The organism is [Actinomadura] parvosata subsp. kistnae (assembly GCF_900323885.1).
GTDB classification, from domain to species: domain Bacteria; phylum Actinomycetota; class Actinomycetes; order Streptosporangiales; family Streptosporangiaceae; genus Nonomuraea; species Nonomuraea composti.
In genome coordinates this window covers 764562-783260 of record NZ_OOHJ01000006.1, presented here as the reverse complement: position 1 = coordinate 783260, position 18699 = coordinate 764562, and the positions used below count along the sequence as shown (strand labels likewise).

Below are 18699 nucleotides of genomic sequence, written 5' to 3'. Positions count from 1 at the left end.
TGGCTTGCGGGACCTACGGTCGCAGGGGTAGCGGACAGGGTGTGGCCTCTACTTCGGGCACGATGGAAACCATGCCGAAGACCTCAGCGCGGCTGCTGGCGCTGCTCTCGTTGCTCCAGACCCGCCGCGACTGGCCGGGGGCGCTGCTGGCGGAGCGGCTGGACGTCAGCCCGCGCACCGTGCGCCGCGACGTCGAGCGGCTGCGCGAGCTCGGCTACCCGATCATGACGTTCAAGGGGCCCGAGGGCGGCTACCGGCTGGGCGCCGGCTCGGAGCTGCCGCCGCTGCTGTTCGACGACGAGCAGGCCGTCGCCCTGGCCGTCGCGCTGCAACTGGCCACCACCAGCGGCGCCGGCATCGAGGAGGCCGCCGCCCGCGCCCTGAACACCGTCCGCCAGGTGATGCCCGCCCGGCTGCGCCACCGCATCGACACCCTCCAGGTCACCGCCGTCGAGCGGCCCACGCTCCGGCCGGAGCCGCAGCTCGGCGCCGAGGTGCTGGTGGCGCTCAGCGCCGCCGTGCACGCCCGCGAGGTGCTGCGCTTCGACTACGCCACCCAGGACGAGGACGCGCCGCCGCGCCGGGTGGAGCCGCACCACCTCGTCACGTGGGGCGGGCGGTGGTACCTCGTCGCCTGGGACCTGGATCGCGAGGACTGGCGCACCTTCCGCGCCGACCGGATCACCCCCCGCACCCCGACCGGTCCCCGGTTCGCGCCGCGCGAGCTGCCCGGAGGCACGGTGGCCGCCTTCGTGGCGGGCCGCTTCCTCGGCTCCACGGAGCCGGGCGGATCAGGCGGCTCGGCGGGCTCCGGCGGCACGGAGGGTCCCGGCGGATCGGGCGGCTGGCCTTGTCGGGGGGAGGTGATCCTCGGGCTGCCCGCCGCCGCCGTGTCCCCTTATGTCCGGGACGGGGTCGTCGAGGAGCTGGGGCCGGACCGTTGCCGGCTCGTCCTGGGCTCGTGGTCGTGGGCCGGGCTGGCCGCCACCGTCGGCAGGTTCGACGCCGACATCGAGGTCGTCGGCCCGCCGGAGCTCAAGGCCGCCTTCGCGCACCTGGCCCGGCGCTTCGCCGACGCCGCGCGATGAGCGCCTCGATGCCGTCGAGGAGCAGGGTCAGGCCGAAGGTGAAGTCGGCGTCCTCGACCCAGTCGGGCGCGGCGCCGAACGCCCCCGACTCGATGGCCGCCGCCAGCCCCGGGTAGCCGCCGGGATCGACGAGCCGGGCGAGCAGCGCCGTGTAACCGGCGGGCCCTTCCGGCCCGGCCTCGTCGACCGTGCCGCTCATGGCGGTCTGGAGGGTGGCGGCGCTGACGGCGTACGCGGACAGGGTGGAGGCGATGTTGACCGCCTCCGCCCCGCCCAGGCCGGCGCCGCCCAGCACGGTCAGGGCCCGGTCCAGCCAGCGCAGGGTGCGCGGCCCGACGGGCGGGGTGAGGGGCGAGACCTCCAGCAGCCACGGGTGGGCGGCCAGGAAGTCGCGGTGCGCCCGGGTCCACCGGGTCAGGTAGTCCCGCCAGGCGAGCGTGCCCGGCTCCGGCGGGTCGGGGGCCGCGGCGTCCACCATGGCGGTGAGGAGGTCGTCCTTGCTGGTGACGTAGCCGTACAGGGACATCGTGGAGACGTCGAGGCGGGCGGCCACGCTGCTCATCCGCACGCCGGCCAGCCCTTCGGCGTCGGCGATCGCGATCGCGGCGTCGGTGATGCGCCGCAGCGTCAGGCCGGGGCGGGGGCCCCGGCGCGAAGCCGGCTCCCGCCCCCACATCCGCGCCACCACCGTGGGCAGGTCGTCGTCGGACCCCATCGTCCCTCCCTGTAATTCCGTACGTTATACACTGTATCCCGTACGGAGTTATGGTGTCTTGGGGGAACGATGACGGGTCTCGCCAGCCTCGGGCTGACCGCGGAGCAGGAGCAGCTCTACCGCCGCCTGCTGCGCGACCCCGGCGTGCCGCTCGATCCGAGCTGCCCGGCCGTCACCGAGTTACGGGCGCTGGGCCTGCTCGACGACGCGCTGAACGCCGCCGCGCCCGCCGTGGCCGTCGACCTGCTGGTGCGCCGGCGCATCGAGCACACCCAGCGCCGCCTGGCCGAGCTCAGCCTGGCCTGGGACGTCCTGACCGAGCTGACCGAGGAGCACCGCAGCGGCCGGCCCGTCCAGATGGTCGAGCACCTGCCGGACGGTCCTGCCGTGCACCGCCGCATGCGGCTGTTGCTGCACGACGAGCCGGGCGAGTTCACGCACCTGAAGGAGCGGGCCGTCGCGCACGACGGCGGCGACGTCCCGGCCGGCGGCCTGCTGGCGCGCGGCCTGCGCAGCCGTACCCTCTTCTCCGCCCGCGCCCTGGCCGACCCCGGCCAGGAGCAGCACGCGCGCGCCCGGCACGCCCTCGGCGACCTGCACCGGGTCACCACCGAGCCGATCCGGCGCCTCGCCGTCGTCAACCGGGCGGTCGCGTTCGTCCAGGCCGATCCCGCCGACCCGGCCGCCGGGGCGCTGCAGATCCGCCAGCGGGGCGTGGTGGCCATGCTCGCCGACGTCCTCGACGGCATGTGGGAGCGCGCCCGCGACCTGGACGAGCTGCCGCTGTCCCCCATCGAGCAGCAGGTGCTGCACGCCCTGACCCGGCACGACACCGACGACGCCGCCGCCCGCGCGCTGCACATCTCGGTACGCAAGCTGCGCGCGCACGTCGCCGACCTGATGGCCAGGCTCGGCGCCGCCACCCGCTTCCAGGCGGCCCTGCTGGCCAAGGAACGCGGCTGGTTGTGAACCGCCGGGTGCAGGTTCCTGCAGCCGGGCCTGCAACCTCTCCGTCTCCCGCGCCCCCGCCCCGCGCCGCCATGCTGGGCCGCATGGATCGACTGGACGTGATCGACACCTGCACCCGCATGGCCTGGCACACCGACCAGCGGGAGTGGAGCAGGCTCACCGAGGTGTTCGCCGACAAGGTGACCCTCGACTACACCAGCCTCAACGGCGGCGAGCCCGCCACCCTCACCCCGGCCCAGATCATCGACGGCTGGCAGCACGCGCTCGGCGCCTACCGCGCCACCCACCACCTGCTCGGCAACCACCTGGTCACCCTCGACGGCGACACGGCCGTGTGCACCGCCTCCTTCCAGGCCACCCACCGCAAGCCCGACGACACCTCGTGGACGCTCGGCGGCACCTACCGCTTCGACCTGACCAGGACGGACGCCGGCTGGCGGATCAGCGGCGTCGTGATGACCGCCGTGTGGAGCGAGGGCCGGCCATGAGCGACCTGCTGAAAGTGAGCTTCGACAGCGACGGCGTCACCCTCGCCGGCAACCTGTACCTGCCCGACCAGGCCGGGCCGGCGCCCGGCGTCGTGGTCGCCGGCACCTGGACCAGCGTCAAGGAGCTGATGGCCGACCGCTACGCGCGGCGGCTGGCCGAGCGCGGGTACGCGGCCCTGGCGTTCGACTTCACCGGGTTCGGCGAGTCGGGCGGCGAGCCGCGGGACGTGGAGAACCCCGCCCGCAAGATCCGCGACATCCACCACGCCCTCACCTTCCTGGCCGCCCACCCCGCCGTGCACGGCGACCGGCTGGGCGCGCTCGGCATCTGCGCGGCCGCCATGTACATGGCGGGCAACGCCGCCGGCGACCCGCGCGTGCGCTCGCTCGCGCTGGTCGCGCCGTGGCTGCATGACGCCGCCATCTGCGAGGACGCCTACGGCGGCGCCGCCGCGGTGGCCGAGAAGATCAAGATCGGGCGGGAGGCCAGGTCCCGGTACGACGAGACCGGCGAGGTCGACTACGTGCCCGTGGTCAGCGCCACCGACCCGCGCGCCGCCATGCCGTACGAGATCGACTTCTACCTCAACCCGGACCGTGGCGGCATCCCCGCCTGGCCCAACCGCTTCGCCGTCATGGCGTGGCCCGACTGGCTCACCTACGACTCCATCGCGTCGGCCCCGCAGATCACCCAGCCCACCCTCCTCGTGCACAGCGAGAACGCCGCCATCCCGGACGGGGCGCGCCGCTTCCACGCCGGGCTGGCCGGGCCGAAGGACCTGCTGTGGACCGAAGGGACCCAGTTCGACTTCTACGATACCGAGCCGCAGGTCACCGTCGCCGTGGACGCCGTCGCCGCGCACTTCGGCAGGACGCTGCGATGATCCTCGTCACCGGAGCCACCGGGAACGTCGGCGGCGAGGTCGTGCGGGCGCTCGTCCGGGCGGGGCAGCCGGCGCGGGCGCTCGTCCGGGCGCGTACCGAGCTTCCCGAGCACGCGGTCGAGCAGGCGGTCGGCGATCTGGACGAGCCGGGCTCGCTCGATGCCGCTTTGGACGGCGTGCGCGGCGTGTTCCTGCTGCCCGGATACCGGGACATGCCGGGGCTGCTCGACCGGTTCAGGCGGGCCGGGGTGGAGCGGGTGGTGCTGCTGTCGAGCCTGGCCGCGGTCTCGAAGGACACCCGCAACGCCGTCTCGCAGTACATGATCGCCTCGGAGACGGCCGTGCGGGAATCGGGGCTCGCCTGGACGTTCCTGCGGCCCAACGCGTTCATGTCCAACACGCTGCGCTGGCTGCCGCAGCTCCGGACGGGCGACGTCGTCGCGGACGCGTTCGGTGACGTGCCGATCGCCTCCGTCGACCCGTACGACATCGCCGCCGTCGCCGTCCGCGCCCTGCTCGACCCCGGCCACGAGGGGCGCGCCTACCCGCTCAGCGGCCCCGAGCGGCTGCTGCCCGCGCAGCGGGTGGCCGTCCTGGCCGACGTGCTGGGACGCGAGCTGCGCTTCCACGCCCTGACGGACGAGGAGGCCAGGGCCGACATGACGGGGCGGGTGCCGGAGGAGTACATCCGGGCGTTCTTCAGCTTCTACAGCGACGGGACGCTGGACGAGTCGCAGATCTACCCCACGGTGGAGGAGGTGACGGGGACACCGCCCCGCACGTTCCGCCAGTGGGCCCTCGCCCATCGCACGGCCTTCACGTTGTGTCGGTGACATGTGAGAGCGATCGTTTCCCCTGCGAGGTGATGTCGCTGAGCAGCGGCACACTCCCGAGCGCATCTTCGACCGGCTGCTGGAGCGTCTTCATCGAGCAGAGCCACCCGCCCGGGGCGGCTTTTCCCGCACCGGGTGGAGTCGGAGCGGTGGGTGGCCTTCCGTGGCTGGGCCGGCTTCGACGCCTTCTCTTGCCGTCTCGGGCTGATCGGCGCGCACGAGAAGGGCGGCGTGGAGGGCCAGATCGGCTGGTTCCGCCGCGACCACCTGGTGCCCGTCCCCGATGTCGCCTCGATCAGTGAGCTCAACGCGTTGATCGACCAGTGAGACGTGAATGACGAGCAGTGCCGGATCCGGATGCGCACCCAGACCATCGGCGAGCGCTTCACGCACGAGCGGACGCCGCTGGCGCACATACCCGGCGCCACCGCGCTGGAACAGGCCCGGTGCACTTTCGGCAACTAGTTGCAAGATCTGCAACTAGTTGTCTAGATTGAACTCATGAGGGAACGTGATGCGGCCGCGGCACTCGCTCACGCGGACGGGCTGGGCGCGAAGGTCCGCCAACGCTCGCAGTGGTACGGGCGGTTTCTCGTCCTCTACAGCGTCGCCGCGTTCTTCGTGGTGCTCGTGATCGGTCTGAATCCAGGTCCCGTGGGCGCTATCGCCTCGATGGCCATCTGGGCCCCTGCGCTCACAGGGCTGGTGGTCTATGCGTTCAAGCAGCCGGTGACCAGGGCCGGATTCACCCGGCGGCACCTTTTGATCATCGGTAGCTGGACGGCCCTCTACCTCGCGGTCCTGTTCCCCGGAACCGCGTGGTTCGAAGGCAACCTGGCCTGGTGGCTGCCCGGCGCGCTCGTGGTGGCCATCCCCGGGCTCATCGGCGCCTACGTCGAGGTCCGGCGATGAGCCATCCACGCCACGAGCTCGATGAAGTCATCCACTCGCCGATCCGTTTCGCGATTGTCGCGGCTCTCGCCGCGTCGGAGAAGGCCGAGTTCCGCTACATCCGCGACCTCGTCGAGATCGAGACTTCCGCGCTCTCGAAACAGGTCACCATCCTGGAGGCCGCCGGCTATGTGAAAGCCACCAAGGGATACGTCGGCAAACGCCCCCGCACGTGGCTCAGCATCACCGTCGAAGGGCGGGCGGCCTTCGCCACCCACTGCGCGGCACTCCGCAAGATCGTCGAGGGCGTGTAGCTCTTCGGACCTCTGAGTGTTGCTCCTTCTCACCGACATTCCGGGTCCGACCACGCCCCGAGTGCTGTCGAAACTGATCAGCAAACGCTGCTGCTACTCACCAGCACAATCAGCCTTCACCCACGAAGCCGGCCTCCACCACGGACGCGGGCTCCGCCACCGCGCAGGCCGCGTCCCAGTCTGCCGGGTGAGGGTCAGCGCAGCGTGGGAACGGTGCCGCCGTCGGCGTGCTCGACCGTGACGCCGGGTAGGTCGCCGGCCCAGCGGCGGGCGATCTCGGTGAGCCGGGCGGCCGGCGGCGGCGTGCGGCCCAGGCCGATGGCGTAGCGGGCCTGGTGGGGGCCGGTGTCGAACGGGCGCGGCCAGGCGTGCGCGTCCGGCACCCCGGCCTCCTCCAGGGCGCCGATCAGCTCCAGCATCCGCCCCCTGATCCGGCCGAGCAGCGCGTCGAGCTCTCCGGAGCGGACGGTCACCACCGCCCAGGCGGCGTGCCTGCGGTGCAGGGGTGGCGGGGCCGTCAGCTCGGCGGCGCGGCCGTCCTCCACGAGCTCCCACGCCCGGTACAGCTCCTGGGTCAGCAACTCCAGGCCGCCGGGGGTGATCTGGCGGGCGCAGTTGCGTACGGGGGCGCTGGGCGTCAGGACCACGACGGGCGCGGGCTCCACGATCGTCACGTCAGGGGCGAGGCTGATCGGCTCCCGCCAGTCCCACGCGGCCCACGTACCGAAGAACCGGCTGAGCGGGTCGCCGTCGCCGTGCGCGGTCCGCGCGGCCATGATCGTCCAGGCCAGGCCGGGCAGCCCGCCGAACGGCGCGCTGTCCAGCCCCCTTGCCCGTGCCCAGGCCTTCACCTGCCTGGCCAGGCGAGCGAACGCAGCGTGGCCCGAGCCGGCGGAGGCGGCGTGATCCGCACCGGCCGCGCCCAGAACGGCATCCGCGTCGCTCACCGGCCAGGCGTGCGCGTCGCTCACCGGCCCGGCGTGCGCGTCGCTCACCGCGCCCACCGCTCGTAGGACGGCGTCCGCGTCGCTCATTGCGCTCAAGGCAGTGGCCGCAGCCTGGCCGAGTTCGGCCCGGCGGGTCACGGCCTGCTCGGGTGGGAGCGTGCCGGACGGCACCACGGTCAGGTCCACGTCGAGGGCGCCCGTACGCAGGCGCAGGCCCGGCACCCGGGCGCCCACCACCCGCCGCAACCGGGACACCTCCGGCAGTGCCGCGCGCACCCGCGTCTCGACCTCGGCGAGGTCCGGCTCGCCGGGCAGCACGGCCACCAGGTCCAGGTCCGCGCCGGGCAGCGCGCAGCCCATGCGCCGCGACCCGACGACGTGCACCACGCCGGGCTCCAGCGCCTCCCGCAGCCGCCGGGTCACGCCCGGAGCGCCCGAGGTGTGCTCATCGGTAGGGTTCTCGCCGCTTTTCAGCACGTCAGGGTTCTCGCCGGTCGCTTCAGGGTCGGGCAGCCAGTGCAGCTCCCCCGTGCCCAGCACGATCCGCGCCCGCGGGCGCATCGGCTCGTCGGCCCGGCGCGACAGCAGCACCAGCTCCCCCACCTGCGCCGTCATCGCGTCCAGCCGGATCGGGTCCTCGGTGCGGCCGAGGGTCAGGTGCGGCGTGTAGCCCTCGGGACGCCCCTTGCACCGGGGGAACCGCCGCCGCAACGCCTCGTACAAGCGACTCCAGGGGGCCGGGTCGTCGGCGGCCGGGTCGAGCCAGGCGGTCACGTGATCGCGATGCCGGAACGTCCGCACGCCCTCCAGCCGGGCGGTGAACGGCCCCGCCTCGGCCGCCGCCGCGCTCAGCAACGGCGCCGCCGCCTCGAACTCCGACTCCGGCACGAACCCGAACAGCAGGTTGACGTGCGGCGGCCACCGGCGGACCTGCGGATCGTAGGCCCGGCGCACCTCCTGGATGGCCGGCCACAGCTCGGCGGGCGGCAGCCACGCCACCGCCGTCCGCGCCGTCGGGGGCACGTCGAGCACCCCATGGTCACGAACGTCGCCCGTGAGGTCGAGCACCGCCTCCACCGCGTAGTGGTCGGAGATGAACAGCCCGCCGGGATCCGGCGTGTCGCCGCGCAGCGCCGCCGAGACCACCTGCGGGCGGCCCCGCAGCAGGATCCGGTCCAGCCGCGCGGCCGTCCCGGACAGGGACGCCAGGGCGGCGAGCGGGTTCACGGCCGGGTCGAACGTGGGCGTCCGGTCCGGCCCGTACGCCTCCGTCCACGCGTCCCGCAGGCCGAGCGCCGCCGCCGGGGTGTCGGTGCCGTCGTTGAAGTCGCCGGCCAGCACCACGTCGCCGTCCACGCCGGCCAGCCCCTCGGCGATCGCGGCCAGCTCGGCCCGCCGCCTGGCCGGCCCGTCGGCGGAATGGTCGCTGGTCAGGTGGGTGACGGCGACGACGAGCGGCCCGGTGGCGGTGTCCACCACGACGGCGGCCACCGCCTTGTGCGGGCTCAGCTCGTGCCGGGCCGCCTCCCGCACGGGCAGCCGGCTGAGCAGCAGCAGCCCGGCGTCGTCCACGTCCGTCCCGTACGGGTCGGTGCTCACCGTGTAGCGGTCGCGCACCCAGGGGGCGGCCAGCAGCATCGACAGCAGCGCGGGCTCGACCTCCTGCAGCGCGATCACATCTGCGCCGGCCTCCTCCAGGGCCGCGAGCAGCAGGGGACGTCGGCGCGCGGTGTCGATGCGGTCACTGTCGTAGCGATCCCACAACGTGTTCCACGTCAGAACCCGCAACGGCTCATGCGGGGCGGACGCGTGCCCGGTGGCGGCGGGACGCCGGCCAACCGCCGCGTGCCCGGCAGGCTCGTTCCCGGTGGTGGCGGGGCGCCAGCCGTCGGCCGGGTCCCAGGTGTGCGGGGTCGAGGCGGTGAAGAACGGCGGGCGCAGCAGGAGGGCGTCCCGGACCCGGCCGGCCGCGCAGGTGTCGAGCCGGTCGAGCCCCGTCGCCCGGTCCCACACCAGCTCCCCGTCCGCTTCCACGAACAGCACCCGATGCCACGGAATGTCCCCTCCCGGGGTGAACGCGGGCAGCGCGACCCGTTTGGGGTCGGCGTCCCGCTGGCCCACCCCCATGACGAACCGGGACGGATCAAACCTCGGGTCCCACCGGATCCGGTGGTAGATCTCCTCGCTGGTACGCATCACGCCTCCTGCCCGTACAGGCCGCCGTCCGTGTCCTCGACGGTGCCGTGCGCCCCCACGTACCACGTGCGATGGGCCTGACCGGGATACGGCGGGACGAACCGGCGCCACTGCGCGGCCAGCACGTGCGCGGGCACCGGATGGGCGCGGCGGGCGTTGCGGCGGTGCAGCTCGTCCTCCTCCACCAGCACGACCGCGTGCGTCGTCAGCGCGTCGCGGCTGCGCGCCACCTGGTGGACGAGGCCGCGCTGGTGCTGGTTGAGCGAGGTGGCGTCCCACACGACGGTGCCGCCGGCCGCGAGGGCGGCGTCGAGCCGGTGCAGCGCCTCGCCGAGCACCTCCTGGTTGGCCCGCTGGTCGGCTCGCGAGCCGCGGGCGTCGCGCAGGTCGTCCAGCGACACGTACGCGTCGATCCCCTCCAGCCCGGCCGCGAACGTGCTCTTCCCGCTGCCCGACGGCCCGACGAGGTGCACCAGCCGGGGGAACCGGCCCGACCGCCACCGCCACGTCGCCGCCACGGCCTCCTCGGCCGTGCTCAGCCTGCCCTCGGCCCAGGCGTCGCGCGCCTCCGCCCAGCACCGGTCGGCCGCCACCGCGTCGAGCCCGGCCAGCTCAGCACGCAGCCCGTCGCGCAGCGGCCCCAGCGGGTCCGGCCCGAGCAGCCCCGCCTCCTCGGCATGGAGCGCCGACCATTCAACCTGCTCCCGCGCCTCATCGGCGGTTCCCTCCGCCGGGACGAACGCCTCATCGGCGGGCATATCGGCAGAGACGAGCGCCGCGCCAGCCTGGACGGACGCCGCCACCGCATGCAGCACCCTCAGGTCCGCGGCCAGCGCCATCCGCCGTAACCCCGCCTGCCGCGCCTCGTCCGGGAACGGCCGCCGCAACCCGCCGTGCAGCCCCACCAGGTCCGCCACCCGCCGCGCCCAAGCCATGCCCAGCGGCTCAGCCAGCCGCGCCGCCACCCAGGCCCGCGGCCGGTCGTGCAGCAGGGCCGCCAGCACCCCGGCCAGCCGCGCGTCCCCCCACCGCCCGATCACATCCAGCCGCGCGGCCACCTCAGCCACCGCTTCGCCCACCAGGCCGGCCGTCACGTCGTCCGCCATCTCAGCCGGAAGGTCGAGTGCCGTCAGCAGCGCACCGGCGTCCGGAGTCGCCCCGGACCGCACCGCCCACAGCGCCGCCCCGGCGCCGAGCCCGTTCGGCACCACCGCGGCGTGCATCCAGTGCGTGTCCGTGCGCACGTGCTCCCGCCGCACCCACTTGGCCACCCGCCCCGCGAACTCCTCCCGCCCGAACCCCTCGGCGGTCCGCACGACGTACCCTTCCTGCCGTTCCGGGTCGATTCGCAGGCCCCGCAGCGCCCGCTCGTCGAAGACGCCCCGCCACAACACGGGCGGCACGGGGATCCCGAGCCCGCGCAGGAAGGCGACGGTCCGGTCCCAGCCGAGGCAGCGGTCGCCGGCCCACACGGAGAACCCGTAGAACCAGCTGTCCAGCTCGTGGTAGGCGAGGGAGTGGCGGGCGTACATGTTCTCGCCGCACACCCGCCACCCTTGGGGGATCCGCCCGCCGACCCGCCCTTGCAGGCCCTTCACCCAGGCCCGGGACGGGTGGTGGCCGGAGTCGAGCGACCGGGCGTGCAGCCCGTCCGGGTAGAGGGTGGTGTTCTCGCCGTCGAGCTTCTCGGTGACGACGACCTCGCGCCCGCGCAGCCCGGACAGGTCGCCCGCGCGCACGTCGTCGGGGGTCACGCCCGGCGACCAGGGCAGGTGCGGGGTGCGCGGATAGTGCACGCGCATGATCCCTCCCCCGTCCGGCCGGAGATCACTGTACAAGCGGCGTGACGGGCCCCTCCAGCCAATAAACCGTCAGGCGAGCTTGGCGGCCACGGCGTCGAGGACCCATTCCAGCCCGGTGGCGAAGGTGGTCTCCGGGTCGAGTTCCGTGCCGTCGTGCACGAGCTTGGCCAGCGCCGGGAAACGTCCGGTGGCCAGCATGCGCGAAACGTGCGGGCCGTGCGCGCGCTGCCAGTCGCGCTCGGACAGGCCGGTGGCCTGCTCGGCGCGCAGGCTCGCGATCTCGCGCCTGATCGCGCCGGTGAGGTACGCGCTGACGGTCTCGACGGCGCGCATGACGGTGTCGAGGTCGGCGACGCCGTCGAGGGCGGACAGCATGGCCTCGGTCACGGCGAGGGCGTTGGGGCCCAGGGTGGGCCGGCCGCCGAGCAGGTCGGCCAGCCACTGGTGGCGCAGGCTGGCCTGCCGGGTGCGGTGGGCGTGGCCGCGCAGCGCCTCCCGCCAGTCGCGGGCCGGCTCCTCGGGCAGGATCTCGCCGTAGACCTCGTCGAGCATGAGGTCGAACAGCTCTTCCTTGGTGGCGATGTACCCGTACAGGCGCATCGGGCCGGCGTCGAGCCGGGCGGCGACCTTGCGCAGCGACACCGCCTCCAGGCCGCCCTCGTCGGCCAGCGCGACGGCGGCGGCCACGATGCGCTCCCGGTCGAGTGGTACGGGGCGAGCGGGCGGTTCGGGCCGGTCCCACACAGTCATGGTTACATCGTACTGTTGCGATACGCCGTAATCCGCCAATACAGTGTATCGATATGAGACAACGTATCGCCGTAGCCGGAGCCGGTCCCGCCGGTCTCACGTTCGCCCGCGTCCTGCACCGCCACGGCCACCCCGTCACCGTCCTCGAACGCGACCCGCCCCCGACGCCCGCCCCCTGGGCGGCACGCTCGACCTGCACGTGAGGATGGGCCAGCGCGCGCTGGACAAGGCGGGGCTGCTGCCGGAGTTCGAGGCACTGGCCCGTCCCGAGGGGGAGGCCATGCGCATCCTGGACGTGCACGGGTCCGTCCTGCGCGACTGGCAGCCCCGTCCGGGTGACCCGGCGCACCCCGAGATCGATCGCGGCCAGCTCCGCGACCTGCTGCTCGGCCCCTGGACGTCCAGTGGGGGCGGGGCGTCACAGAGGTGGTGCCGGGGGCGCGGACGGCGCGCTGGTGCGGTTCGCGGACGGGCGGCAGGAGACGTTCGACCTGGTGGTGGGTGCCGATGGCTCCTGGTCCCGAGTACGCCCGGCCCTCTCACCCGCGACGCCGTACTACACCGGCGTGACCTACGTAGAGACGTCCCTGGACGACATCGACCACCGCCACCCCGACCTCGCCCGCCTGGTCGGCGACGGCTCGATGGCCGCGTACGGGGCCAACCGCGCCCTGGTCGCCCAGCGCAACAGCGGCGGCCACGTCAAGGTGTACGCCCAGTTCCGCGCACCCCTGGACTGGCACGAGAACCCGCCCCCGCACCTGGGCCCGGCCACCGCCGTGGACCTGGACGACGCGGAGGCGGTGCGCTCGGCCATGCTGGCGCTGTTCGACGGCTGGGCCGAACCCCTCCTCGACCTCCTCCGCCACGGCACCGCCTTCTTCCACCGCCCCCTGCACGTCCTGCCCGCACCCCACACCTGGCCCCACGTGCCCGGGGTGACGCTCCTCGGCGACGCCGCCCACCTGATGCCGCCACTGGGCGTGGGCGCGAACCTCGCGATGCTCGAGGGCGCCGAGCTCGCCGAGGCCGTGGCCGCCGCCGCCCCGGGCGCGCTGGACGAGGCGGTTCGCGCCTTCGAGGAGCAGATGCAGGCCCGGGCCGGCAAGTGGGCGGAGATGACGATGGCCGGCCTGGACCGCCTCGTCAGCCCCGACCCCGCCGACGCCCTCGCCCTCTTCGACGAGCTGCAGCCCTCCTGACGCGCATGCCCCAGCCCGCGTTGCTGTCCAGCACGTGGCCGGGGAGCGTTACTCCGACGCCATCCGCTGCTCAGCGTGCGTGCCTGCCACGCCGGTCACCAGCGAACGGGAAGCGCGGTCAGGCCGCCGGTCAGCACGTTCGCGTTGAAGGTCAGCTCGCCGGTCGCGCAGCCCAGCTCCAGGCCGGGGAAGCGGGCGGCGAGCTGGGAGAAGACCACCTGGAGCTCGATACGGGCCAGGGGCGCGCCGATGCAGTAGCGGGCGCCGTGGCCGAAGCTCAGGTGCGGGACGGCGGCGCGGCCGACGTCGAAGCGGTCGGGGTCGTCGAAGACGGCGGCGTCGTGGTTGGCCGCGCCGACGTCCAGCAGCACCAGGTCGCCGGCGCGCACCCGTACGCCCGCGATCTCCAGATCCTCCCGGGCGTAGCGCGGGATGCCGCCCCCGCCCGAGCCGGGCGCGCGCAGGATCTCCTCCACCGCTGCCTCGACCAGCGACGGATCCTTCACCAGCGCCTGCCACTGCTCGGGGTGGGCCAGCAGCCACAGCGCGCCCTCGTCGATGGCGGCGACCGTGGTCTCGTGCCCCGCGAACAGCAGGAACATGCCCATCGCGGCCGCCTCGTCGTCGCTGACCCCCTCGGTGGCGGCCAGCCGGGAGATCACGTCGGTGCCGCCTTCGGCCCTTTTGCGCGCCACCAGTTGCTGGCCGTACAGAAAGAGCTCGGTCAGGCCCTGCTCGGAGCGGGCCCGGTCGGTGATGTCGCCGGCGGCCTGCGTCCAGGCCCGGAACCGGGCGCGGTCCTCGTACGGCACGCCGAGCAGCTCGCAGATGACCGCGATGGGCAGCGGCAGCGCGAGGGCGGCGTGCAGGTCGGCGGGCGGCCCGGCGGCGGCCAGCTCGTCCAGCAGGCCGGCGGTGAGCGTCTCGACGCGGGCGCGCAGCGCGCGCATCCGCTTCGGCGAGAAGTGCGGCTGGAGCAGGGAACGCATGCGCCGGTGGTCGGCCTGCTCGGTGTCGAAGTCGCCCATCGGGCCGCCGAACATCGCCGACTCCCCCGTCCTGGACGCTTTGTCCGGCTCGCGGTGGGCACGGCCGAGCCGGTCGTCGTCGAGCAGGGCGCGCACCTCCTCATAACCGGTCACCTGCCAGCCGGGATGGCCGACGGCGGTGCGGATGGCGTGAATGGGGCCGCGGGCCTGCAGCTCGCGCAGCAGGGGCGCGGGCCGCATCGGGTCGGGCTGCTCGTACGGCAGCTGGACGGGGGCGTGCGACATGAGCCCTCCAAGATGTATACTCTGACGTATAAAAAGCTACATGTATACTTTGCCTTCTACAAGTGGAGGGCTGATGAGCAACCCCGAGGCCGCCGCGCCCCGCCGGTGCGGCGGCTGCGCCGCGCGGAGCGGCGCGAGCAGATCCTCGACGCGGCCACCCGCGCGTTCGCCCGCGCCGGTTACACCGCCACCGGCCTCGACGACATCGCCGCCGAGGCCGAGCTGACCCGCGCCATGCTGTACCGGCACTTCGACTCCAAGGCCGACCTGTACCGGGCGGTGCTCGACCGCGCGTGCACCCGCCTGACCGAGGCCACCGGCGCCGACGACTTCGGCGACGACGCCATCCCCGCCCTGCTGCGCGCCGCCGCCGCCGACCCCGACGGGTTCCGGCTGCTGTTCCGCCACGCCGCCCGCGAGCCCGACTTCCGCGACCTGATCGACTCCATCACCGCCGCCTCCCGCGAGGTCGGCCGCCGCAACCTGGCCCGCGTCATCCCGGAGGGCCCGTGGCTCGACTGGGCCGCCGACCTGATCCCCGGCTTCACCCTCGACGCCGTCATCGCCTGGCTCGACGCCGGCCGGCCCGACCCCGAGCACGCCGCCGAGCGCATCAGCCAGGCCGTGCACGGCATCATGGCCGCCGCCCACCCTCCCACGGCCCGGCGGTGACCGATGGACGCTCGTTTCCTCGGCATCGCCGACCTGACCGAAGTGCCGCCCGTGGCGGTCGTGGTCGACGTCATGCGCGCCTTCACCGTGGCCGCCTGGGCCTTCGCCCGAGGGGCGGAGAAAATCGTCCTCGCGGAGTCGCTGGACGCGGCCCTCGCCCTCAAGGCCCGCCACCCGGACTGGGTGGCGCTCAAGGACGGCCCGCCCGCCCCCGGCTTCGACGCCGTCAACTCCCCGGGCCTGCTGCGCTCGCTCGACGTCGGCGGGCGGACCGTCGTGCAGAAGACCACCGCCGGAACGGTGGGCGCCCTCGCCGTCAAGGAGTCACCGCTGGTGCTGTGCGCCTCCTTCGTGGTGGCGGAGGCCACGGCACGGGTCCTGCGGGCGCGCGGGAGCGACAGCGTCACGTACGTGGTCACCGGCGAAGACGGTCAGGCCGACGAAGACCTGGCCTGCGCCCAGTACATCGCCCGCAGGGCCACCGACGCCGGGACGGACGCCGCCGCGTTCGTCCGCCGCGCGGCCGGGTCGCGGGCCGCGTTCGAGCTGGCGGAGGGGATACGTCAGGGGGTCCATCCCGATGACGTCGCGCTCTGCCTGGAGGTCGACCGGTTCCCCTTCGCCATGGTGGCGGCCCTGGAAGGCTCGCTCATGGTCCTGCGCCCGCTCCGCTGAGCCCCAGTCGTGGTTGACCGGCCTTCACTACTCGTGTTTGAGTAGTCGGGTGAGTGACGCGCGGCTGTTCGTGCTCGGCGCCCTGCTGCGCGGCCCCATGCACGGCCACCAGATCCGCAGGCAGGCGCAGCTCGACCGCACCGAGCTGTGGACCGACATCAAGGTCGGCTCCCTGTACGGGGCGCTGCACCGGCTGGTCGCCGAGGGCGCGATCGAGGTCGTCCGCACCGAGCAGGGGGCGGGCCCGGCCCGGACGGTGTACGCGCTCACCCAGGCCGGGCACGAGGAGTTCATCGCGCTGCGCGACAGGGCCTTGCGCGAGGTCCGGCTGCGGCCCGACCCGGTGGACCTCGCGCTCCACTACGCCGACGACCTCACCGAACAGGACCTGCGGGCGCTGATCGGCGCCCGCCGTGACGCGCTGGTCGCCCGGCTGACGGCCTGGCTGCACCAGCGCGAGCAGGCCGAGCCGTACCTGCGCGGGCTGGAGCCGATGACCTTCGACCACACGACGGCGCGGCTGCGGGCGGAGATCGCCTGGCACGAGAGCCTGCTGGAGCAGCTACCGGTCCTGCTCGCCGCGAACGGTCGTGCCCGGCCACCGACGACGGAACGCGTTCACGGCGGAGCACCGACGACGGAAGCCGCCCACGACCGCGACCAAGCGCCCACGACAGAAGCCACTCATAGCGGCGGCCAAGCGCCGACGGCGGAAGCCGCTCATGGCCGCGGCCAAGCGCCCACGACGGAAGCCCCGAACGACCCCGATCCCGCACCGACAGCGGAAGGACGGCAAGGATGATCCTGGTGACCGGAGCGACCGGCTTAGCGGGCCGGCGCCTCATCTCCCTGTTACGCGCGGACGGCGCCCAGGTGCGCGCGCTAAGCCGCCGTCCCGACACCGCGAACCTCCCGCCCGACGTGCAGGTGATCGCCGGCGAGCCCACCTCGGCGGCGGCGTTGGACGGCGTGGAAGCGGTGTACCTGTTCTCCGCCGCCCGGACCGCCGACGGCTTCGCCGCAGCCGCCGTACGTTCCGGAGTCAAGCGCGTCGTGGTGGTCTCCGGCCTCGACGACGACCCCGAACGCGTGGAGCGGCCATTCACCGACGCCGGCCTGGAATGGACCCACCTGCGCCCCAACGCCTACGCCGCCAACGCGCTGCGCCACTGGGGCGACATGATCCGATACCAGGGCACGGTCCGCGCCCCGTACCCGGACGCGGCGACCGCCCCCATCCACGAGGCCGACCTCGCCGCCGTCGCCGCGCTCGCGCTCAAGGGCGGACACGCGGGCCGCCGCTACGCCCTCACCGGGCCGCAGTCGCTGACCTTCCGCGAGCAGGTCGCCATCCTCGCCCGCGCACTGGGCCGCGAGATCACCTTCATCGAGGAGACCCCGGACCAGGCCCGCGAACGCCTGGCCCGCCACGGCGTGCCCGCCCCCGTCATCGACGAGTTGCTGACCCTGTGGGCCGCCACCGACGGAGTGCCCGCCACCGTGTCCCCCACCGTCGAGCAGCTCACCGGCCTGCCCGCCCGCAGCTTCGCGCAGTGGGCCGACGAGCACGCCGACGACTTCCGCTGAGCGCCGTTCGTCATGCTGCGCCACCGCATCTTCGCCTGGCACCGGGAGCTGCAGGACGTCCACCACCGCCTGGAAAAAGCTCTGGAGGACGCCCGCAGCGCCCTCCGCTCCGGCCGACGCGCCCAGAGCCTCAACCCCGAGCTCCGCGACTTCTGCTACACCTTCTGCTCCGCCCTGGGCAGCCACCACCGCAGCGAGGACAGCGACTTCTTCCCCGCCTTGCTCCGGCACCTGCCCGAGCTGGAGCCCACGATCGCCCGCCTGAGCCGCGAGCACGAACTCCTCGCCCGCCTCCTGACCGACTTCCAGCTGAGCCTCGACGACCCGCAGACCTCGCCGCAACAGCTCTTCCTGCAGATCAACGACATCAAGGCCGCGATGAAGGCGCATTTCGGCTTCGAGGAAGGCTCCCTGAACCAAGCACTTCGCACGCTCGACGCACCGGAAAGCGACAGGACCCGGATGTTCGGCGACATCTGACCGGCGATGCGCCTCACTGCTGCCGGACGGCGACCGGTTCGGCGGAGAGCGTGACCTCGACGCTGATGCGCGGATTGCCCAGATCCGGGAGCTGAAGCCCGCGCGTGAACTCCGCGGCATCGTCCGGCATCACCTTCGGCTGGACTGTCACCTTGACCTGGCCGGTCTCCTCATCCGAGTGCGCCATCATGGTGGCCACCTCAGGACGGGACCGGAGCCAGGAGACGACCGTGTCCTGGGCCTCCCGGAGCTCCGCGGCCGAAAACCCCTTACGGCCGACCAGGGTGACCTCCATGGGGAGGGTTCTGGCCAGCTCGAGCGCGCGAGCCGGGATGGGCCCCTTGAAGCCGATACGCAGCCCCCGCTGGTCGTCGACGTATCTGATGCCGGAGATCTCGTCAGGGAACTCCGCATTGAGTTCGTCGATCACCCGGCTGTTGGACGACTGCGAGCCGAAGCGGTCGATGGCCTCCTCGTAGGAGATGCCCTCCGCCCGGGCGACGGCTCCGAGGTCGACCAGCTCGGCGTAGGGAATGCCGTCGATCACCACGTCCGGGTCGGTCGCTGCGGGGTCGTACCCCTCGAAGTCCGTCGGCCTGGGCGACGAGGTGGCGGCCACCCGGGCCGCGTACCGCTTGACGACCTCCTCCAGAGGCCGGCCCGACGCCGCCGCCTCTCGCTTGAGCCGCTCCAGGGTGGACCGATGCGCTTGGGGCTGATCGGCCCGCCGCAACACGATCGTCTCGGTCCCGGCCGCCGCGGGCACCGGGCCGGCACCGGACGGGCCGCAGGCGCACAACGCCGCGAGCACCGCGATGACGGCCAAACGCGATCTCTTCACATCAATGGGACGTGCCGCCGGCCTGGAGGGTTCATCCAGCCACCCCGTCCAGCAGGGGCGAAGCTCGCATTGACATTGCTAGCTATTTCAG

General features: G+C 73.5%; 22 protein-coding genes. 16 read left to right on the top strand and 6 right to left on the bottom strand.

From position 1 onward, the window contains the following. The first annotated feature begins 71 nt into the window (after window positions 1-71). Window positions 72-1088, top strand: coding sequence for a helix-turn-helix transcriptional regulator (locus KIS93_RS07545; protein WP_080038753.1), 1017 nt, complete (start codon window positions 72-74; stop codon window positions 1086-1088). Here the strand turns inward: KIS93_RS07545 and KIS93_RS07540 are convergent. Beyond that, entirely contained in the window at window positions 1036-1803 is a 768-nt protein-coding gene (locus KIS93_RS07540) for a TetR/AcrR family transcriptional regulator C-terminal domain-containing protein (protein WP_080038752.1), read from the bottom strand. The genes KIS93_RS07545 and KIS93_RS07540 overlap by 53 nt on opposite strands. A 69-nt stretch (window positions 1804-1872) precedes the next feature. Between KIS93_RS07540 and KIS93_RS07535 the strand changes: the two genes are divergently transcribed. From KIS93_RS07535 to KIS93_RS07505, 8 genes are all read left to right on the top strand, one after another. Next, entirely contained in the window at window positions 1873-2772 is a 900-nt protein-coding gene (locus tag KIS93_RS07535) for a helix-turn-helix transcriptional regulator (protein WP_080038751.1), read from the top strand. A gap of 83 nt (window positions 2773-2855) precedes the next feature. Next, complete coding sequence (locus KIS93_RS07530) at window positions 2856-3260, top strand: nuclear transport factor 2 family protein (RefSeq protein ID WP_080046741.1); 405 nt, start codon at window positions 2856-2858, stop codon at window positions 3258-3260. Then, a complete protein-coding gene (locus KIS93_RS07525) occupies window positions 3257-4144 on the top strand; it encodes an alpha/beta hydrolase (protein ID WP_080046740.1) in 888 nt (295 codons plus the stop codon). Before KIS93_RS07530 ends, KIS93_RS07525 begins: the two co-directional genes overlap by 4 nt. Further along, complete coding sequence (locus KIS93_RS07520) at window positions 4141-4977, top strand: NAD(P)H-binding protein (RefSeq protein WP_080038750.1); 837 nt, start codon at window positions 4141-4143, stop codon at window positions 4975-4977. The genes KIS93_RS07525 and KIS93_RS07520 overlap by 4 nt, the downstream gene beginning before the upstream one ends. 153 nt (window positions 4978-5130) lie before the next feature. Continuing rightward, the gene (locus tag KIS93_RS07515) at window positions 5131-5304 is read left to right on the top strand and encodes a hypothetical protein (protein WP_186403955.1); all 174 of its coding nucleotides are present in this window, start codon (window positions 5131-5133) and stop codon (window positions 5302-5304) included. 3 nt (window positions 5305-5307) lie between these two features. Next, window positions 5308-5442 (top strand): hypothetical protein, encoded by a 135-nt coding sequence (locus KIS93_RS67340; RefSeq protein WP_268966957.1) that lies wholly within the window; start codon window positions 5308-5310, stop codon window positions 5440-5442. A 36-nt stretch (window positions 5443-5478) separates the two neighbouring features. Next, window positions 5479-5889 (top strand): hypothetical protein, encoded by a 411-nt coding sequence (locus KIS93_RS07510; RefSeq protein ID WP_080038748.1) that lies wholly within the window; start codon window positions 5479-5481, stop codon window positions 5887-5889. Continuing rightward, entirely contained in the window at window positions 5886-6182 is a 297-nt protein-coding gene (locus KIS93_RS07505) for a winged helix-turn-helix domain-containing protein (protein ID WP_080038747.1), read from the top strand. Before KIS93_RS07510 ends, KIS93_RS07505 begins: the two co-directional genes overlap by 4 nt. 194 nt (window positions 6183-6376) lie before the next feature. Here KIS93_RS07505 and KIS93_RS07500 read toward each other — a convergent pair whose 3' ends face one another. From KIS93_RS07500 to KIS93_RS07490, 3 genes are all read right to left on the bottom strand, one after another. Continuing rightward, the gene (locus KIS93_RS07500) at window positions 6377-9325 is read right to left on the bottom strand and encodes an RNA repair domain-containing protein (RefSeq protein ID WP_080038746.1); all 2949 of its coding nucleotides are present in this window, start codon (window positions 9323-9325) and stop codon (window positions 6377-6379) included. Continuing rightward, window positions 9325-11127, bottom strand: coding sequence for an RNA ligase family protein (locus KIS93_RS07495; RefSeq protein ID WP_080038745.1), 1803 nt, complete (start codon window positions 11125-11127; stop codon window positions 9325-9327). Before KIS93_RS07495 ends, KIS93_RS07500 begins: the two co-directional genes overlap by 1 nt. Window positions 11128-11196: 69 nt before the next feature. Then, window positions 11197-11877 carry a TetR/AcrR family transcriptional regulator gene (locus tag KIS93_RS07490; RefSeq protein WP_080038744.1) on the bottom strand — a complete coding sequence of 227 codons (681 nt, stop codon included), beginning with the start codon at window positions 11875-11877 and terminating at the stop codon, window positions 11197-11199. A 53-nt stretch (window positions 11878-11930) separates the two neighbouring features. Here KIS93_RS07490 and KIS93_RS64780 point away from each other — a divergent pair, with 53 nt between their 5' ends. Next, window positions 11931-12080 (top strand): FAD-dependent monooxygenase, encoded by a 150-nt coding sequence (locus tag KIS93_RS64780; RefSeq protein ID WP_246005216.1) that lies wholly within the window; start codon window positions 11931-11933, stop codon window positions 12078-12080. A gap of 252 nt (window positions 12081-12332) precedes the next feature. Then, window positions 12333-13079 (top strand): FAD-dependent monooxygenase, encoded by a 747-nt coding sequence (locus KIS93_RS07485; RefSeq protein ID WP_246005215.1) that lies wholly within the window; start codon window positions 12333-12335, stop codon window positions 13077-13079. A gap of 95 nt (window positions 13080-13174) precedes the next feature. On the opposite strand, the gene KIS93_RS07480 is transcribed toward KIS93_RS07485, so the two are convergent. Further along, a complete protein-coding gene (locus tag KIS93_RS07480; RefSeq protein ID WP_080038742.1) occupies window positions 13175-14353 on the bottom strand; it encodes a cytochrome P450 in 1179 nt (392 codons plus the stop codon). A gap of 105 nt (window positions 14354-14458) precedes the next feature. Here KIS93_RS07480 and KIS93_RS07475 point away from each other — a divergent pair, with 105 nt between their 5' ends. Genes KIS93_RS07475 through KIS93_RS07455 form a run of 5 tightly spaced genes read left to right on the top strand, consistent with a single transcriptional unit; the run spans window position 14459 to window position 17767 of the window. After that, window positions 14459-15025 (top strand): TetR/AcrR family transcriptional regulator, encoded by a 567-nt coding sequence (locus KIS93_RS07475; protein WP_246005214.1) that lies wholly within the window; start codon window positions 14459-14461, stop codon window positions 15023-15025. A 3-nt stretch (window positions 15026-15028) separates the two neighbouring features. Next, on the top strand, window positions 15029-15700 hold the full coding sequence (locus KIS93_RS07470; RefSeq protein ID WP_080038740.1) for a 2-phosphosulfolactate phosphatase: 672 nt from the start codon (window positions 15029-15031) through the stop codon (window positions 15698-15700). A 49-nt stretch (window positions 15701-15749) separates the two neighbouring features. Further along, window positions 15750-16502 (top strand): PadR family transcriptional regulator, encoded by a 753-nt coding sequence (locus KIS93_RS07465; protein WP_080038739.1) that lies wholly within the window; start codon window positions 15750-15752, stop codon window positions 16500-16502. Beyond that, window positions 16499-17287: an NAD(P)H-binding protein gene (locus KIS93_RS07460; protein WP_080038738.1), complete on the top strand. Its 789-nt coding sequence runs from the start codon at window positions 16499-16501 to the stop codon at window positions 17285-17287. The genes KIS93_RS07465 and KIS93_RS07460 overlap by 4 nt, the downstream gene beginning before the upstream one ends. A gap of 12 nt (window positions 17288-17299) precedes the next feature. Next, entirely contained in the window at window positions 17300-17767 is a 468-nt protein-coding gene (locus tag KIS93_RS07455; protein WP_080038737.1) for a hemerythrin domain-containing protein, read from the top strand. A 13-nt stretch (window positions 17768-17780) separates the two neighbouring features. Here KIS93_RS07455 and KIS93_RS07450 read toward each other — a convergent pair whose 3' ends face one another. Then, window positions 17781-18593, bottom strand: coding sequence for a hypothetical protein (locus tag KIS93_RS07450; protein ID WP_080038736.1), 813 nt, complete (start codon window positions 18591-18593; stop codon window positions 17781-17783). Between the last annotated feature and the right edge of the window lie 106 nt (window positions 18594-18699).

Coding starts and splice junctions, on each gene's coding strand:
- KIS93_RS07480 (WP_080038742.1), bottom strand. CDS start 14,353: ATGTCGCACGCCCCCGTCCAGCTGCCGTACGAGCAGCCCGACCCGATG.
- KIS93_RS07495 (WP_080038745.1), bottom strand. CDS start 11,127: ATGCGCGTGCACTATCCGCGCACCCCGCACCTGCCCTGGTCGCCGGGC.
- KIS93_RS07460 (WP_080038738.1), top strand. CDS start 16,499: ATGATCCTGGTGACCGGAGCGACCGGCTTAGCGGGCCGGCGCCTCATC.
- KIS93_RS07540 (WP_080038752.1), bottom strand. CDS start 1,803: ATGGGGTCCGACGACGACCTGCCCACGGTGGTGGCGCGGATGTGGGGG.
- KIS93_RS64780 (WP_246005216.1), top strand. CDS start 11,931: ATGAGACAACGTATCGCCGTAGCCGGAGCCGGTCCCGCCGGTCTCACG.
- KIS93_RS07520 (WP_080038750.1), top strand. CDS start 4,141: ATGATCCTCGTCACCGGAGCCACCGGGAACGTCGGCGGCGAGGTCGTG.
- KIS93_RS07530 (WP_080046741.1), top strand. CDS start 2,856: ATGGATCGACTGGACGTGATCGACACCTGCACCCGCATGGCCTGGCAC.
- KIS93_RS07470 (WP_080038740.1), top strand. CDS start 15,029: ATGGACGCTCGTTTCCTCGGCATCGCCGACCTGACCGAAGTGCCGCCC.
- KIS93_RS07490 (WP_080038744.1), bottom strand. CDS start 11,877: ATGACTGTGTGGGACCGGCCCGAACCGCCCGCTCGCCCCGTACCACTC.
- KIS93_RS07545 (WP_080038753.1), top strand. CDS start 72: ATGCCGAAGACCTCAGCGCGGCTGCTGGCGCTGCTCTCGTTGCTCCAG.
- KIS93_RS07455 (WP_080038737.1), top strand. CDS start 17,300: ATGCTGCGCCACCGCATCTTCGCCTGGCACCGGGAGCTGCAGGACGTC.
- KIS93_RS07500 (WP_080038746.1), bottom strand. CDS start 9,325: ATGCGTACCAGCGAGGAGATCTACCACCGGATCCGGTGGGACCCGAGG.
- KIS93_RS07525 (WP_080046740.1), top strand. CDS start 3,257: ATGAGCGACCTGCTGAAAGTGAGCTTCGACAGCGACGGCGTCACCCTC.
- KIS93_RS07505 (WP_080038747.1), top strand. CDS start 5,886: ATGAGCCATCCACGCCACGAGCTCGATGAAGTCATCCACTCGCCGATC.
- KIS93_RS07510 (WP_080038748.1), top strand. CDS start 5,479: ATGAGGGAACGTGATGCGGCCGCGGCACTCGCTCACGCGGACGGGCTG.
- KIS93_RS07535 (WP_080038751.1), top strand. CDS start 1,873: ATGACGGGTCTCGCCAGCCTCGGGCTGACCGCGGAGCAGGAGCAGCTC.